This is a genomic window from Bradyrhizobium sp. ORS 111, from assembly GCF_045571485.1.
Classification (GTDB): Bacteria; Pseudomonadota; Alphaproteobacteria; order Rhizobiales; family Xanthobacteraceae; genus Bradyrhizobium.
The window spans coordinates 4587761-4603454 of sequence record NZ_CP120701.1; the positions used below are offsets into that span (position 1 = coordinate 4587761).

The following is a 15694-nucleotide window of genomic DNA, read 5'->3' on the forward strand; positions in this document are numbered from 1 at the left end:
CGCTTAACTTCGAAAGCATGGGGGCCGGCTGCCTTCCACCCAGTCGTCGGCCCTCAACCTGAAACGGGAATCTCGACGAATACCCGCGTGCCGCAGCCAGGCTTGCTCTCCAGCGCGATCCGGCCGCTCAGCGATGACACGACGATGTTGAACACGACGTGCAAGCCGAGCCCGATATTGCCCCGCTCCCGTCCGGTGGTGATGAATGGGTCGAACACACGCGCCTGCAAATCCTCGGCGACGCCGACGCCTTCATCGGCGCAGGCAATCCGCACCAGTGCCTGATCCGGCTGCGTCACCGTCACCGTGAACGGCCCGCCGCGGCCGTCGGGATACGCATGCGCCGCTGCGTTGAACGCCAGGTTGCTGATCACCTGTGCCAGCGCCCCGGGATAGCTGTTGAGAACGATTCCTTGCGGGCACGCGACGTCGACGATCAAGCCTTGACGGGAGAGCAACGGCCCGAGCTTGGAGATCAACTCGGCGAGCCATCCCCCGAGTTCAAATGTATGACGCTTCTCGTCGGCTTGATGGATCGCGACCTGCTTGAAGCTGTGCACCATCTCGGATGCCCGATGCAGGTTTTCAAAGGTGATCCGCAACCCCTCCTCGATCCGTCCAATGCCCTTCGTCAGGTCGGAGCGCCGGACGGACGCACCGCTCAACGCGCCGCGCAGCGCGCGCAGGTCCGCCTCCATCGCCGTGGACGTGGTCAGCGCCAGGCCGAGCGGCGTGCTGACCTCATGCGCGACACCGGCGACCAGTTGCCCGAGCGAGGCGAGCTTCTCGGCCTGCACGAGATGCGATTGAGTTGCGTGCAGATCGCGCAACGAGGCTTCCGAGCGCTCCTTTTCCTGCTTGAGCGCCTCCGCCGTCCGAAACTGCTGGCGCGCGCGGTACTCGCGCGCGGCGACGGCATAGAGCGACAGCGCATAGGCGTTGAGGACGAGGGAATGGTTGATGAAGCGCAGCCCCGGCGGCAGGCCCGGCGCGACGGATTCGGCGATACACAGCGCGATCCACGTCGTCAGACAGAACACCGCCAGCGGCCCAATCCGCAGCGGCAGCATGGTCGAGACGAACAGGATCACCATGATCATGCCGGGTGCCGCATAGGTGAAGCCCGAGGGCAAGACGAGATAGACCGTCGGCAGCACGCAGCCCGGGATGACGCAATAAACCAGGAAGATCGTCTCGGCCCAGGCCTTCATCGCGGGCACGGCGAGCAAAGCCGTCAGCGGCAGCAGAACGAACACGGCGATGCCGCCGCGGATCGCCAGCGTGGTCGACACGATCTCGGGATAGAGAAACCAGTCCCAGAACGTATATCCGGCATAGGTGAGCGCGCCGAGCAGCATCGCGACCTGGGTCCAGCCGATGTTGCCCCGCACATACTGGTCCACGAACCGGCGCTCTTCGACGATGTCGTCGAAGCGCAGTCCAAGCCGGGTCAACAGGCTGAGCATCGCGGTATCAAGGTATGAAATCTCTTGGCACGGGCAATCGGCGCGCGGAAAACGACCTACGATAGCGTCTCCCCGCCGTTGCGTCTTTGCCGCACCTCCGGCCATGGCGCGGCATCGCGCCGCGCCCCCGCAACCTGCCCCTCACCTGGCATTCGCCGGGGCGTGAAGCGGCCAGAGGTCGGCGCGCCAATGCAGCGTGATGGCGAGCATCGCGACGAGACCGGCGGCGGCGTAGAGCGTGCCGGTCGCGGAATAGCCGATCAGGTCGATCAGGCTGCCGGCCGCCAACAGGCCGAGCGGAAGGCCGTAGATCACCATCATGCGCACGCCCATCACGCGGCCGCGCAGATGGGCGCTGGCGTTGCGCATCAGCATCACGGCGGCCGAGATCATCGACATGCTCTGCGCGATACCGGCCAGCACAAGGCAGGCCATCGCCACCGGCATGGTCCTGATCTCCACGAACACCAGCAGCATCGCATACCACGCCACGGTGGCACCAATCAGGAGCCGGGCGATGCGCACGCCGCCAGCCATGCTGAGCGTGATCGAACCGATCAGCGAGCCGACCGCGAAGCTCGCCGACAGATAGCCGAGGCCGGTCTGGTCGGTCTGGAAGATGTCGCGGGCGACGTACGGCAACAGTCCGTTGGTGAGGGGAAAGGCGGTCAGATTGGCCAGGAATGCGACGCAAAGCGCCGCGCTCATTCCCGGCCCGCTCCAGGCATAGACGATGCCTTCCTTGAGATCCCGCAGCAGGGTGACCGCGAGCGTGGCATCCGCCGGACGGTCGGCCGTGCCATGGAATTGAACCGGACGGCTCATGCAGAGCATCAGGATGGCCGCCACGAAATAGAAGCAGGCGATTCCGACATAGACAAAACCGATGCCGAGCACGGCGAACAGGCTGGCGCCGGTCAGGGCGCCGGCGATGCGCGCACTGTCCTGCGTCGTGCGCGCCAGGCTGATGGCACCGACCAGTTGCCCCGGCGGCATGATGTCGGCGAGCAGCGCGCCGCGCACTCCGAGATCGGAGGGCCGAATCAGCCCCATGATCGCGACGATGATCATGACGTTGAGCGGCGCCAGGTGGCCTGACAGCGCCAGCGTCATGATGGTGCCGGAGAGCGCCGTATAGGCAAAGCGCATCACGGCCAGCAGATCGCGATGCCCCATGCGGTCGCCGATCATGCCGACCACAGGCGCGATCAGCGTCCCGACATATTGCAGCGAGGCGAGCACCGTCAGCAGCAGCACCGAGCCGGTCTCGACCATGATGTACCAGCCGAGCACAAGCGTCTCGACCTCGAATGCCCAGGAGGTGAGCAGATCGGACGGCCATTGAAAGCGATAGTTGCGGATGCGGAATGGCGCGAGCGCGGATGTCCGCGTGCCTCCCCTCAAGACGCGATGACGCGTTTCACGGCGTTTCCTGCCCTTTTCTTGCTTCTTCTGGGTCTTGATTATTTCGATTCCGGGGACAACGCCCCTTTCGGCAAAGTACCGCCGAGGTGGTCGCTGTCAATCGCGGCTGCTGCATGCGCCCATGCCAGGCGGCATGTGCTGCGCCGCAATCCAGCGATGAAGCGATGACCGTCTAGCCGCGGGCTTCGCCAAGGATGAGATCGACCGTGTGCGCTGCGATGCGGCGAAGCTTGGCCCCGTCGCCGAAAGCGCGTTCGAGCACCGCCAGGCCGCGCGTCACGGTGGCAATGTGGAGCGCCGCCGTCTCAGGCACGCCGTTGAACTCTCCGCGCGCGGCGCCCTCCGACAGCGCCGATTGCAGCAGGGCGGAGATGCGCGACATCAACGCCGCGAAGGCCTGTCGCGCGTCCTCGTCGAGCCCCTCGCCTTCGGCCGATCCCAACTCCATCAACCCGCGCGTGGTCGGACAGCCGCGCGGCGGCGAGCCCGCGCACATGTTCTTGATCGTCACGTCGAAGAACGCGGTGAGGCGCGCGCGCAGGCTCCCGGAGCTCAGCGCGCGTTCGATGGAGGCGAGATAGTCGCGTGCGTAGCGCTCATAGGCGGACAGAAACAGCGCCTCCTTGCTGCCGAAGGCGTTGTACAGGCTGCCGCGCTGGACGCCGGCATCGCGCGCGATATCCGAGAGCGACGTGCCACGCACACCTTTGCGCCAGAACTGGTCGAACGCGATGCGCAGGACATCGTCATGATCAAACTCGCGCGGCCTCACGGCTGTCTCCTCTCGATGTCCGCAGGCGATCGCCTCGGGCTCTTGCCGGATATTATTTGACACAGTGTCAAGAATGTGTTTTTGACATCACGTCAAGAACCAAACCGGTAGCTCAAGGCGACCCGGCGCTGCGCCGGCCGCCTGACCGACAGGACCCGCGATGCCCCTCGTCCACATCTCCCTGCGCGCCGGAAAGCCGGAGGCCTACCGCCGCGCCATCTTCGACGGCCTGTACCGCGCGATGCGCGAGACACTCAACGTGCCCGAAGGCGATCACTTCATGACGATCAGCGAGCATGACGCCGCCAACTTCCACTACGGCAACGGTTACGGCATCGCGCGCAGCGCCGACGTCGTCTACATCCATATCACCGTGTTCAACACCCGCACCGCGGAACAGAAGCAGGCGCTGTTCCGGCGCACGGCGGAGCTGCTCAGCGAGAATCCGGGAATCCGGCCGGAAGACGTGTTCATCGTTGTGCTCGACGCCCCGAAAGAGAACTGGTCGGTCGGCCACGGCCTTGCGCAGTTCGCCTGACGGCCGGATGCGAATGCGGCCGCTTCGCGCCGGCAGATTGTGCTAGTCTCGCGGCCTCGAAATCGCGGAGGAATGTCATGAGAGCCTTCGAAGTTTTCGCGATCTACGTGACGCCCTTTGTGATTATTGCGGTGGCGATCAAGCTTCTGATGAAGCGCTATGCCGTCGATCTGTCCGACGTCAAGAAGCAGGCCGGCGCGGCGCCGAAGCGGCGATTCCTGCTCGGAATCTGGCGCACGGACTAAGGGAAAGTCGCGCGCCTCGTATGCCGGACAATCGCGCGCGCTGATCTTGCTGAGCGTTCGGTGCCTGCGGTTCGGCCGTCTCCGAGGCGTGATGCCGCGGTCGCCTTTGTCAGATGAGCCGATCAATGATGTTGAAAAGCTGGTCGCAGGACGCCTCGATTCTCTTTTGCGGAGACGTGGCGATGCCAAGCAACAGACCGGATCGCGCCGAGGCTTTGGACGCATACCAGAGCGATAGAGGCGTAGGCGCCAGTCCGAACGAGGCCGTTTCCCTGGCGATCGAGAGGTCAGAAGCGCCGTCCGGCAACCGCAGGACTGCGGCCAGTCCACCGATCGTCACTGTTCTGCCGCGGGCCCTCAAGCATCCCGTTCCTGGGCGGCCCAATCGAGAAGGCGCGAGCGTCTTGCCAGCGATAATGTGAATCCGAGCGGCGCCTGCTGTCCCGGCGTTACGACGACGAGCGCTGCGTCACCAGCGTGGTCCAGGCCGTAACCGACGTCGATGCCATCCGTGTCAACCGGGATCGGTTCGATAGACAGCCCGGCAAGCTCGAGACCGTGCCGGGTGAAGGGAAAGCCTGGATCCTCCATCCAGACCTTCTTCCGTTCGAGACCCAGAACACGAAGCGCTAGTCCAAGGCCGCTGCTGAAGCCTCCTGTGACGATAACCTGGGACGGCGTACACTCGATGCCACGTGCCAGCGCAAGATACCCCGCGATCTCGCGCCGCAATTCCAGCTCGCCACGCGGATCCGGGTAGAGCGCCGGCGCGCTCATTTCGGCGCGAACCGCCTGGGTGTGCATTTTCGAGAATAGCTTGGCGGGAAATGTCTCCTGCGCAGGCACGCCCATCTGGAAGATGGCCGGCCCCGCGGTGAGTTCCTGGTACATCTCCATGAACGAGCCCGCATCGGGCGCTTCTTCCTGCACAGCGGCTAAGGACGGCCGATCCGCGACATGTGTTCCGGTCGCGCGCGAAGCGACGATCAGTTGAGCGGAGGAAAGTCTTTCATACGCCGCCCGCACGGTGCCTCGCGCGACACCAAGCTGAGCCGCCAAATCCTGCCACGAGGGCAGACGAGCCCCCGGGGCGAGCACGCCACTCTCGATCGCGGCGCCGATACCCTTGCGGATCTGTTCCGCCAGCGGCGTCTTCGCAGATCGATCAAGCTCCAATCGCAGCGGCCTGGCCATGCCCTCTGGTACACGATTTTTGTGCGTTCTTGGTGCTTTTTTATGAACCAAGACAGGGACACCTATGGGGGCAAAGGAGAGCCCGAGCATGCAAATTCCGTCGATCATCGCCGCCTGTGCCGCCCTCGCGATTGCCGCGGCAATGCCTGCCTCCGCCGATGGAGCGGGCCAGACGGTCACCCCCACCTTCCAGCAGCCGATCACCAACATTCCCGGCAAGTCGCTGGTTGCCGTCGTCGTCGACTATGCGCCGGGCGGTGCGTCGCCTTCGCATGTCCACGCCAAGTCGGCTTTCATCTTCGGCTACGTGCTGTCTGGAGAAATTGAATCGCAGGTCAATGACGGGCCGAGGCGGGTCTACCGCACCGGCGAAAGCTTCTACGAGACGCCGGGCTCTCGCCATCCGGTGAGCCGCAATGCGAGCAAGACGAAGCCAGCAAAGCTGCTCGCCGTGTTCGTCGTCGATACCGACGATAAGCAACTGACCATCCCCATCGAAAAGCACGACCATTAAGGAGCGCAACATGACCATGCGCCTCGACTACAACCGCATCGCGCCGGCAGGAGCCAAAGCCCTGGGCGGAGTCTACGGTTACGTCCTGCAGAGCAAGCTTCCGGCGACGCTGATCAATCTCGTCTACCTGCGTGTATCGCAGATCAACAACTGCGCCTATTGCCTCGACATGCACACGCGTGAGCTGCTGAAGAGTGGACAGAAGATCGAAAAGCTGACGCTGGTGCAGGCGTGGGCCGAAGCGGGCAATCTGTTCGACGAGCGCGAACGCGCCGCCCTTGCATGGGCCGAAACGGTGACCCGCGTCGCAGATACCGGCATTCCAGATCACTCCTACGAGGCCGCCCGTGCGGTCTTCGATGAACGTGAACTCGTCGATCTTACCATCGCGGTCAGCGTGATGAATGCGTATAACCGCATGGCAATCAGTTTCCGGAATACGCCGCAAGCAGCCATCTCGGTAGCGGCTTGATGAAGATCGATGATTGAGCGAGGAGACTGGAAATGACCAACGTGATTTCCGGCGTCAAGATTCCCGACAGCAAGCTGGCACGGGACGCCGCCGAGCTGGTGCGCCAGTACGAAAACGAGCTGTTGTTCAACCATTCAGTTCGCGTCTATGTGTTCGGCGCGATGAAGGGTATTCGCCAGAATCTGAAATTCGATTCCGAACTGCTCTATGTCGCGGCGTTGTTTCACGATCTCGGCCTGGTCGATCACTACCACACCGAGACAAAGCGATTTGAAGTCGACGGCGCCGACGCAGCGCGCGAATTTCTCCGGGCACATGGCATCGCAGAGCCAAAGGCCGATCTGGTGTGGGAAGCGATTGCGTTACACACCACGCCCGGGATTCCACAATACATGCGACCGGAAATCGCTCTCACCAACGCAGGCGTTTTGGTAGATGTCGTAGGTATCGGATATGACGACTACACGCCAGAGCAGCGCGCGCAGGTGATCGCCGCATTTCCGCGCGGCGACTTCAAGAACGAATTTCTCGAGATACAGACCTGCTCGGCCTTGAAGAAGCCTCAGACCACGTTCGGGACGGTCAACTTCGATTACATCGAGCATCGCGATCCTGCATTTCCCAAGCCGAACGCCTGCGTCCGCATCCGCAACACGCCCTGGCCTAGCTGAACCTTCATCGAGCCATCCGGATCAGAGATCAAAACATGTCGCGAGAACGCGAATGTATGACTCACAAGCTGCGCCACATACTCGCTGTCGTCCCGGCCTTGAGCCGGGACCCATAACCACGACTGCGCATTGTCTTGCGAGGTTGGAGCCCCAGTGCGCTTCAACAACGCAATCCTGTGGTTATGGGTCCCTGCTTTCGCAGGGACGACAGGGGAGAACTTGGCACTGTCGCGGGGGCATCCCGGACTTTCGCCGGTGATGACAGTGCGCTGCTTGAGATGTGAACCTGGAACTATCCCCGTCATTTGCGAGGCGCATGGCGCTGCGGCAATCCATCGTCCCGCACATGCGGACCGATGGATTGCTTCGTCGCTGAGCCGGTCATCGGGCGCGCGTTCGCGCGACCCGTTGGCTCCTCGCAATGACGGCGTTGAGGCATCGAGCGAGACCTATCCCCACCGTCGTCCCGGCCTAGTGCGCAATTGCGCACGGGGGCCGGGACCCATTACCCCAAATGGTCATTGTCACGCGACGCTGGGCCACGATCCCATTCATCACGGGGGCGGTGGTTATGGGTCCCGGCCTTCGCCGGGACGACGGCATGAGTGAATGGCCCGAATTCATGCGACCACGACAATTTGTCATGTCGGTTGCCATTTTTTGCGATGCATCATATGATACTCATAATCCAATTGCCGACACGCAAGGGAGTCCCGCCATGGCAACCAGCCACGATCCCATCGTCATCCTCTCCGCCGCCCGCACCCCGCTCGGTCGCTTCATGGGCGAACTGACGCCCTTTCCCGCGCACAAGCTGGGATCGCATGTGATCGGCGCGGCGCTGGAGCGGGCAAGACTCGCGCCCGGCCGCATCGATGAGGTGTTCATGGGCAACGTGTTGCCTGCCGGCCAGGGTCAGGCCCCTGCTCGCCAGGCTGCGCGCGGTGCCAGGCTGCCCGACGCCACTGGAGCGACCACGGTCAACAAGGTCTGCGGCTCCGGCATGAAGGCGACCATGCTGGCCCACGACATCATCAAGGCCGGCTCGGCCGAGATCGTGGTATCCGGCGGCATGGAGAGCATGAGCAACACACCGTATCTGTTGCAGAAGGCGCGCGGCGGCTACCGCGCCGGTCACGACCGCATCATCGACCACATGATGATGGACGGGCTGGAGGACGCCTACGAGACCGGCCGTTCGATGGGCGATTTCGGCGAGGCGACTGCGGAGGCCTATCAGTTCACCCGCGCCGACCAGGACACCTACGCGACGGAAACGCTGACACGCGCCCGCAAGGCGGTCGAGGGCGGCGCGTTCAAGGCCGAGATCGTGCCGATCACCCTGGCCGAGAAGGCCGGGCCGCGCGTCATCGCCAACGACGAGCATCCGCTGAAAGTCGATCCGGCCAAGATCCCCGGCCTCAAGCCGGCGTTCCGCGTGGGCGGCACCATTTCGCCAGCCGCCTCCTCGGCCAATGCCGACGGTGCCGCGGCGCTGATCCTGGCGAAGCGCTCGCTCGCCGATCGCGACGGCCTGCCTGTTCTCGCCGAGATCAAGGGCCACGCCACCCACAGCCAGGAGCCGCAGTGGTTCACCACTGCGCCGATCCCGGCGATCCGCAAATTGCTCGACAAGGTCGGCTGGAGCGTCGGCGACGTCGATCTGTTCGAGATCAACGAGGCGTTCGCCGTGGTCGCAATGGCGGCGCAGCGTGACCTTGGAATCGACAGGGACAGGCTCAACATCAATGGCGGCGCCTGCGCGCTCGGTCATCCGATCGGCGCGACCGGCGCCCGGCTGATCGTGACGCTGCTGCATGCGCTGGAGGCGCAGAACCTGAAGCGCGGCGTCGCGGCGCTCTGCATCGGCGGCGGCGAAGCCACCGCGATCGCGGTCGAGCGGGTGACGCATTAGTCCCATGCACTGTCGGTCGCTCACCGTGATGCGTCCGACGTCATGGTCGTCATTGCGAGCGAAGCGAAGCAATCCATCGTGCCGCACACGCGGAAGCATGGATTGCTTCGTCGCTGCCGCTCCTCGCAATGACGAGACTGCACTCACGGCCTCTCAGGAGGATTTGCGTCGCAGCACGACTGCTCAGGAGTCCGAAAACGAGGGAACAATGTCATTTTAGACATGGCGCCCACGTGCCATAGTGAGCATCACGAATAAGACCCTCGCCGCTTTTCACCTCTCCAATTCACCTTGGACCCCAATGATCTCGAACTGGCTTGCTTCCGCCCTCGCCCGCCGCAACATCCACTACGGTTGGGTGATGGTCGGCGTCACCTTCCTGGCCGCGCTGATCTCGGCCGGTACTGTCGGCGCGCCCGGCGTCTTCATCGTGCCCTTACAGAAAGAGTTCGGCTGGAGCACCGCCGAGATCTCGTCGGCACTGTCGATCCGCTTCATCCTGTTTGGGCTGATGGCGCCGTTCGCCGCCGCGCTGATGAACCGCTACGGCCTGCGCAACGTGACGCTGGCGGCACAGTTGATCGTCGTGTCCGGATTGCTGGCGTCCCTGTTCATGACGCAGGTCTGGCAATTGATGCTGCTGTGGGGCGTCGTGATCGGCATCGGCACCGGGATGACCGCGCTGGTGCTGGGTGCGACGATCGCCGCGCGCTGGTTTGTGGCGCGGCGCGGCCTCGTGGTCGGCATCCTCACCGCGAGCGTCGCGACCGGGCAGCTCGCTTTCCTGCCGCTGCTCGCGACCATCACCGATCACTACGGCTGGCGTGTCGCGCTCGGGCTGGTCTGCGTCGTACTCGGCGTCGCCGCCTTTGCCGTTCTGCTGGTGATGCGCGACCGGCCGAGCGATGTCGGCCTGCGCCCGTTCGGCGACGACGGCACCGCGCCCCTCCCCTCGCCACCGCCGGCCCATGCGCCGATCCTGGCGGCCGCGCTCGGGACGCTGCGCGACTCCTCGAAGTCACCTGCGTTCTGGATTCTGTTCGCGACCTTCTTCGTCTGCGGCGCCTCGACCAACGGCCTCGTGCAAGTGCACCTGATCCCGATGTGTCTCGACTACGGCATTCCGCAGGTGCAGGCTGCGAGTTTGCTCGCCGCGATGGGCATCTTCGACTTCTTCGGCACCATCGTCTCGGGCTGGCTGTCGGACCGCTACGACAACCGGTATCTGCTGTTCTGGTATTACGGTCTGCGCGGGCTGTCGCTGATCTACTTGCCGTTCTCGGATTTCACGTTCTACAGCCTGTCGCTGTTCGCGATGTTCTACGGCCTCGACTGGATCGCGACCGTGCCGCCGACCGTGCGCTTGACCGCGCAGCGCTTCGGCGCCGAGCGCGCCAATCTGGTGTTCGGCTGGATCTTCGCCGGTCACCAGCTCGGCGCCGGCGCCGCAGCATTCGGCGCGGGCCTGTCGCGGACGATCTATCAGACCTACCTGCCGGCCTTCTTCATCGCCGGCGCGCTCTGCGTGATCGCCTCGCTGATCGTGCTGGCGATCGCACGGCAGCAGACCCAAGCCGAGGTGAAACCGGCGGTCAAACCCGCGGCGGCCTGATGCAAGCCGCGTCGTGCTATTCCGCGGCGAGGTCGGCCGGCATCGTCTCCACGACTTCCTTGTTGTAGTCGAGCACGACGCGGCCGAAGGGCAGCGTGAGATCGGCGAGGAAGTGATGCGCGCCGATCACGCGCTTGACCGGGAAATCCGCCACCGGCGCGTTGACATGGGGCACCAGATGCAGCCGGCCGGGCCCGATCCACGAGCCCTTGACCACGATGTCGGTGAGGTTGATCGCGACGAGCTGGCAGATCTCGAGCTGGCCGTCGACGCCCGGGATCATCTTCAGATTGATTTGCGTCTTCGACAGTGTGGCGCGGGTGATGTCGCCATTGCCGGCCATGCTCTCGTGCTTGTAGCCCATCGTGCCCATGGCGACGAGCTGCCCGGCATATTCCAGCGTGCCGGTCAGCGTGTCCTTGACGATCTCGAGCTTGGGATGGGCGTATTTCTTCGGAAAGCCCCAGATCTCACGGCCCGCGGCGATCGGCGGGTCGTCGTCAAGATACATCTGGCAGACGAAATTGACCTCTTCGCCATTGAGCCGCGCGGGGATCACGAGGCCGGACTCGGTGTAGCTGCCGAAGCCGGAGCTATCGGGCATCTTGATCCATTCGTAATGCACGATCGGATCGGCAACCGGCTCCAGCGGCTCGGGCAGGCCGGCGCGGATCAGCTCCGGGTCGGTCTCATAGGTGATGACCAGGAATTCGCGGTCGATGAAGCGGTATGGACCGGCTGGATAGCTCGGACCGGCGGCCGGCATCGACGGAAGCTTGAGCAGTTCTTCCCTGCGCATCGCGACAACCCCCTGCTTGAAATGTCGGCGGGGAGGCTAGCGACCCTGATTGACAGCGATGTGAGGGATTTCCGTCAGCCGCGTGACCTGCGCTTCGCAAGACAAGGCCATGCTCACCATGCAGGCAAGTGCGCCGGATACGGGCGGCACGGACGCAGCGGTTGTCATCACGGCGTCATGGCTCGGCTGAATTCTCGCCGCGCAAGGAGTGACGGTCATGGATGCGCGATCCCCTCACCTCGATACGATCGATCACGCGACGCCGGGCTGGCGGCCCGAAGGGTGCGATCGGGTCGCATTGGTCTTGCAGGGTGGCGGCGCGCTCGGCGCCTACCAGGCGGGCGTCTATCAGGCGCTGCACGAGGCCAATATCGAGCCGGATTGGGTGTGCGGCGTCTCGATCGGCGCGATCAACTCGGCGATCATCGCCGGCAATCCACCGGAGCGACGGCTGGAGCGGCTGCATACGTTCTGGGATCGCATCACCAGCCGCAAGATCTGGCACTACACCCCCGACGGCGACATCTTCCGCAAGGCGCGCAATCTCACCAGCTCATGGATCACGACCACGCTGGGACAGCCCGGCTTCTTCACCCCGCATCCGACCAATCCGTGGTTCAGCCCGACCGGCGCGCGCACCGCCACCAGCTACTACGACACCGCGCCGCTGCGCGAGTCGCTGCTCGAGCTGGTCGATTTCGGCCGCATCAATTCCAAGATCATGCGCTTCGCGGTCGGCGCCGTGAACGTGCTCTCGGGCAACTTCATCTATTTCGACAATGCCCATGACGAGATCATCCCCGAGCACATCATGGCGAGCGGCGCGCTGCCGCCGGCCTTGCCGATGGTCAAGGTCGGCACCGACCACTTCTGGGATGGCGGCATTGTCTCCAACACGCCGCTGCAGCATCTGCTCGACCAGGAGGACAGCCTGAACTCGCTGGTGTTCCAGGTCGATTTGTTCTCGGCGCGCGGCGCGCTGCCGCGCGACATCCAGGACGTGATGGCCCGTCACAAGGACATCATGTATTCGTCGCGCACCCGCTACAACACCGATGTCTACCGCAAGACCTATGCGCTGCGTACCGCCTTGCACCGCGCGCTGTCGAAGATCCCGGACGACGAGCTGTCGGAGGAGGAACGCCAGCTCAAGAAGACCAACAGCACCCTGCCCGGGATCACGCTGCTGCAACTGATCTACCAGCAGAAGGCCTATGAGGGCGACGCCAAGGATCACGAATTCTCGGGCACCTCGATGCGTGAGCACTGGGCGAGCGGACATGAGGACACCAAGCGCTCGCTGAAGCGCCGCGACTGGATCAAGATGCCCGAGAGCGGCATGGGCATCGTGATCCACGACGTGCATCGGGAGAGCGAGCCGTAGCCGATGGTCCTGAGCGTCATTGCGAGGAGCTCGCGACCAAATTGCAAAGCAATTTTGCGCTGAAGCGACGAAGCAATCCATGCTTCAGCAAGCGGTGACGTGGATTGCTTCGCGGAGCCTGTCATCGGGCGCGCATTCGCGCGACCCGTTGGCTCGCAATGACGATCGGCCGGCAGCTAAGGCCGCGTCACCATGTTGCCGGGCGGGCCCGGCGTGCGGATCGGCTCGGCGAGGCGCGCGAACTCGCACAGCAGCGAGCGCGTCTTGCGCGGGTCGATCACCTCCTCCACCCAGAACTTCTCGGCGGAGCGGAACGGCGAGCGCAGCTTGTTGAGACGGTCCTCGATCTCGCGCAGCTTCGCGGCGGGATCGGCCGCCGCCTCGATCTCCGCGCGATAGGCCGCCTCGATGCCGCCCTCGAGCGGCAGCGAGCCCCAATAGGCCGACGGCCAGGCGTAGCGCATCGAGAAGCGGTTGGCCGGCTGGTGCACCACGCCTGCGACGCCGAACGCATTGCGGATGATGATGGTGCACCAGGGCACCGTGCTCTGGTTGACCGCTGCCATCGCCCGCACGCCGTGGCGGATGGTCGCCGTCTTCTCCGCCTCGAGCCCGATCATGAAGCCGGGGCAGTCCATCAGATAGACCACCGGCAGATGGAAAGTCTCGGCGAAGTCGACCCAGCGCACCACCTTCTGGCAGGCGTCCGCCGTCCACGAGCCGCCGTAATGGAACGGATCGCTCGCCAGCAGCAGCACCGCCCGGCCCTCGATCCGCGCCAGCCCCGTGATCATCGGCCGGCCGAAATTGGCGCTGACCTCGAAGAACGAGCCCTTGTCGACCACCGCCTCGATGATCGGGCGCATCTTGTAGACCTGCCGGCGACTGCGCGGCACCGCCCTCAGCAGCGACTCCTCGGCCCGCTCAGGATCGTCGGTGCACGGGATCGTGGGCGGCAGCTCATAGACCGACGACGGCAAATAGGACAGGAAGCGCCGAGCATATTCGAACGCCTCCTCCTCGGTCTCGACAGCCTGGTCGATCCCGCCGGCGCGGGTCTGGATATCGGCGCCGCCGAGCTCCTGCTTGGTCAGATCCTGGCCCAGCCGCTTCACGACGGGGGGACCGGCGACGAACATCGCGGAATCCTTCGTCATGACGGAGTAATGCGTCGCCGCCAGCCGTGCGGCGCCAAGGCCGGCGACCGAGCCGAGCCCAAGACCGACCACGGGTACGCGGGCCAGATTGGCGAGCGTGAACCAGTAGGAGCGCGTGCCGCCGACGCCGCCGGGCAGATTGGCGGCGCCCCTCGTCTCGATGGTCTTCACCGAACCGCCGCCGCCCGAGCCTTCGATCATACGGATGATCGGCAGCCGGAAGTCGTGCGCCATCTCCTCCGCCATCAGTGGCTTGGCGGAAATCGACGCGTCGGCCGAGCCTCCGCGCACGGTGAAGTCGTCGCCGACCACCACCACGGTGCGGCCGTCAACCCTGGCGCGGCCGAACACGCAGTTCGCCGGCGTCAGATGCTTGAGCTCATTGTTCTCGTCATATTCGGCGATGCCGGAGATGGCACCGATTTCGTGGAAGCTGTTCTGGTCGACGAGCTTGTCGATGCGTTCGCGGACGGTCAGCCGGCCCTGGTCACGTTGTCGCTTGACCTTGTCAACGCCTCCCATCTCCCGCGCGAATGCTTCGCGCCGGGCGAGGTCGTCGAGTTCCGGCTTCCAGGTCATTCATTGCCTCCGTCTTGATCATCTTGTTGTTGTTATGAGCGGTCACCGGAAGCGACTTACGATCGAGCCGGTTGGAGAAGATATCGCCGTCGGCGCCTTCGAGCAGGCTGCCGACCGCGGCGCCGAGCTCGACCATCTGCGGCGCGACTTCGGCATGCAGCCGCTTCTCGTCATACATCGCCGAGAGCAGGCCGATCGTGGTCACGACATAGGTCTGATATTGCGGCGACCACAGCGGCACCGCGACACCATTGATGTGCGGGCTCCAGAGGCCGCAGGCGACGACATAGCCATGTTCGCGCAGATGACGGCGATTGGCCTCGATGCGCGGCGTCAACAGCTTCGCGCCATCGGGCATCTCGCGCTCCATCTCCGCGATCAGCGCATCGCCGACCTCCGGATCGAGCGCCGCGGTATAGGCATGGCCTGCGGCCGTCGTCGCCATCGAGATGCGGCTGCCGGTGGTCTCGTGCAGCCCGAGCGCGTTCGCGGCGCGGGCGAATTCGAGGTAGACCAGATGGAAGCGATCCGGGATCACGAAGCCCACGGTGCCCGGCAGTTGCTCGGCGACATCCTGCAGGCGCAGCCGGATCAAATTGCGAAGCTGCAGCCCCTTCATCATCGTCGTGCTCATCGCCACCGCGCTCGGGCCGATGCGATATTTCTGATCGCGCGGCAGATAGACGAGCTGTCCCATCCGCGTCAGCGTGTGCGTCAGGCGCGACACCGTCGAGCGCGGCAGACCGCAGCGATTTGAGATCTCGAGATTGCCGAGACGAGACTCGTGGCCCTCGAAGCACCGCAACACATCAAAGGCGCGCGAAACCACCTGAATGACATCGCCGTCGCCTGTCTCGCCGGCGAGCATTCCCTGCCTGCTAAGCCGTTCCGAGCGCCGTCCCATATCCCTGGCTCCGTTCCGTCCTACGGAATAAAATTCCGCTTGCAGAA

14 protein-coding genes and 1 pseudogene are annotated in these 15694 nt (G+C 64.3%); 8 read left to right on the top strand and 7 right to left on the bottom strand.

Annotated features, from left to right (window positions below):
• Nucleotides 1-53: 53 nt before the first annotated feature.
• The 3 genes from P6U30_RS21520 to P6U30_RS21530 all read right to left on the bottom strand — a co-directional run bounded on the left by P6U30_RS21520 (nt 54) and on the right by P6U30_RS21530 (nt 3663).
• Entirely contained in the window at nt 54-1466 is a 1413-nt protein-coding gene (locus tag P6U30_RS21520) for a sensor histidine kinase (protein WP_407164924.1), read from the bottom strand.
• 141 nt (nt 1467-1607) lie between these two features.
• Entirely contained in the window at nt 1608-2870 is a 1263-nt protein-coding gene (locus P6U30_RS21525; RefSeq protein WP_407164925.1) for an MFS transporter, read from the bottom strand.
• Nucleotides 2871-3063: 193 nt separating this feature from the next.
• Entirely contained in the window at nt 3064-3663 is a 600-nt protein-coding gene (locus P6U30_RS21530) for a TetR/AcrR family transcriptional regulator (RefSeq protein WP_407164926.1), read from the bottom strand.
• A gap of 160 nt (nt 3664-3823) precedes the next feature.
• Here P6U30_RS21530 and P6U30_RS21535 point away from each other — a divergent pair, with 160 nt between their 5' ends.
• Both P6U30_RS21535 and P6U30_RS21540 read left to right on the top strand, forming a co-directional pair.
• Nucleotides 3824-4201: a tautomerase family protein gene (locus P6U30_RS21535; RefSeq protein WP_407164927.1), complete on the top strand. Its 378-nt coding sequence runs from the start codon at nt 3824-3826 to the stop codon at nt 4199-4201.
• Nucleotides 4202-4278: 77 nt separating this feature from the next.
• Nucleotides 4279-4446: a hypothetical protein gene (locus P6U30_RS21540; protein WP_407164928.1), complete on the top strand. Its 168-nt coding sequence runs from the start codon at nt 4279-4281 to the stop codon at nt 4444-4446.
• A 109-nt stretch (nt 4447-4555) separates the two neighbouring features.
• Here P6U30_RS21540 and P6U30_RS21545 read toward each other — a convergent pair.
• Nucleotides 4556-5640: pseudogene (locus P6U30_RS21545) on the bottom strand (PLP-dependent aminotransferase family protein).
• A gap of 88 nt (nt 5641-5728) precedes the next feature.
• Here P6U30_RS21545 and P6U30_RS21550 point away from each other — a divergent pair.
• The 5 genes from P6U30_RS21550 to P6U30_RS21570 all read left to right on the top strand — a co-directional run bounded on the left by P6U30_RS21550 (nt 5729) and on the right by P6U30_RS21570 (nt 10824).
• A complete protein-coding gene (locus tag P6U30_RS21550) occupies nt 5729-6154 on the top strand; it encodes a cupin domain-containing protein (protein ID WP_407164929.1) in 426 nt (141 codons plus the stop codon).
• A gap of 10 nt (nt 6155-6164) precedes the next feature.
• On the top strand, nt 6165-6626 hold the full coding sequence (locus P6U30_RS21555; protein WP_407164930.1) for a carboxymuconolactone decarboxylase family protein: 462 nt from the start codon (nt 6165-6167) through the stop codon (nt 6624-6626).
• Nucleotides 6627-6658: 32 nt separating this feature from the next.
• On the top strand, nt 6659-7297 hold the full coding sequence (locus tag P6U30_RS21560; RefSeq protein ID WP_407164931.1) for an HD domain-containing protein: 639 nt from the start codon (nt 6659-6661) through the stop codon (nt 7295-7297).
• A gap of 718 nt (nt 7298-8015) precedes the next feature.
• A complete protein-coding gene (locus P6U30_RS21565; protein WP_407164932.1) occupies nt 8016-9212 on the top strand; it encodes a thiolase family protein in 1197 nt (398 codons plus the stop codon).
• A 301-nt stretch (nt 9213-9513) separates the two neighbouring features.
• Nucleotides 9514-10824, top strand: coding sequence for an MFS transporter (locus P6U30_RS21570; protein ID WP_407164933.1), 1311 nt, complete (start codon nt 9514-9516; stop codon nt 10822-10824).
• Between the two features lie 16 nt (nt 10825-10840).
• Here P6U30_RS21570 and P6U30_RS21575 read toward each other — a convergent pair whose 3' ends face one another.
• Nucleotides 10841-11623: an acetoacetate decarboxylase gene (locus tag P6U30_RS21575; RefSeq protein ID WP_407164934.1), complete on the bottom strand. Its 783-nt coding sequence runs from the start codon at nt 11621-11623 to the stop codon at nt 10841-10843.
• Nucleotides 11624-11840: 217 nt separating this feature from the next.
• Between P6U30_RS21575 and P6U30_RS21580 the strand changes: the two genes are divergently transcribed.
• Nucleotides 11841-13007 carry a patatin-like phospholipase family protein gene (locus P6U30_RS21580; protein ID WP_407164935.1) on the top strand — a complete coding sequence of 389 codons (1167 nt, stop codon included), beginning with the start codon at nt 11841-11843 and terminating at the stop codon, nt 13005-13007.
• Nucleotides 13008-13183: 176 nt separating this feature from the next.
• On the opposite strand, the gene P6U30_RS21585 is transcribed toward P6U30_RS21580, so the two are convergent.
• Nucleotides 13184-14743, bottom strand: coding sequence for an acyl-CoA carboxylase subunit beta (locus tag P6U30_RS21585; RefSeq protein ID WP_407164936.1), 1560 nt, complete (start codon nt 14741-14743; stop codon nt 13184-13186).
• Nucleotides 14673-15647 (bottom strand): IclR family transcriptional regulator, encoded by a 975-nt coding sequence (locus P6U30_RS21590; protein WP_407164937.1) that lies wholly within the window; start codon nt 15645-15647, stop codon nt 14673-14675. The genes P6U30_RS21585 and P6U30_RS21590 overlap by 71 nt, the downstream gene beginning before the upstream one ends.
• Nucleotides 15648-15694: the final 47 nt, after the last annotated feature.

Excerpts from the sequence above, each read along its gene's own strand:
- P6U30_RS21520 (WP_407164924.1), bottom strand. The coding sequence starts at position 1,466 with ATGCTCAGCCTGTTGACCCGGCTTGGACTGCGCTTCGACGACATCGTC.
- P6U30_RS21535 (WP_407164927.1), top strand. The coding sequence starts at position 3,824 with ATGCCCCTCGTCCACATCTCCCTGCGCGCCGGAAAGCCGGAGGCCTAC.
- P6U30_RS21540 (WP_407164928.1), top strand. The coding sequence starts at position 4,279 with ATGAGAGCCTTCGAAGTTTTCGCGATCTACGTGACGCCCTTTGTGATT.
- P6U30_RS21550 (WP_407164929.1), top strand. The coding sequence starts at position 5,729 with ATGCAAATTCCGTCGATCATCGCCGCCTGTGCCGCCCTCGCGATTGCC.
- P6U30_RS21555 (WP_407164930.1), top strand. The coding sequence starts at position 6,165 with ATGACCATGCGCCTCGACTACAACCGCATCGCGCCGGCAGGAGCCAAA.
- P6U30_RS21560 (WP_407164931.1), top strand. The coding sequence starts at position 6,659 with ATGACCAACGTGATTTCCGGCGTCAAGATTCCCGACAGCAAGCTGGCA.
- P6U30_RS21565 (WP_407164932.1), top strand. The coding sequence starts at position 8,016 with ATGGCAACCAGCCACGATCCCATCGTCATCCTCTCCGCCGCCCGCACC.
- P6U30_RS21570 (WP_407164933.1), top strand. The coding sequence starts at position 9,514 with ATGATCTCGAACTGGCTTGCTTCCGCCCTCGCCCGCCGCAACATCCAC.
- P6U30_RS21575 (WP_407164934.1), bottom strand. The coding sequence starts at position 11,623 with ATGCGCAGGGAAGAACTGCTCAAGCTTCCGTCGATGCCGGCCGCCGGT.
- P6U30_RS21580 (WP_407164935.1), top strand. The coding sequence starts at position 11,841 with ATGGATGCGCGATCCCCTCACCTCGATACGATCGATCACGCGACGCCG.
- P6U30_RS21585 (WP_407164936.1), bottom strand. The coding sequence starts at position 14,743 with ATGACCTGGAAGCCGGAACTCGACGACCTCGCCCGGCGCGAAGCATTC.
- P6U30_RS21590 (WP_407164937.1), bottom strand. The coding sequence starts at position 15,647 with ATGGGACGGCGCTCGGAACGGCTTAGCAGGCAGGGAATGCTCGCCGGC.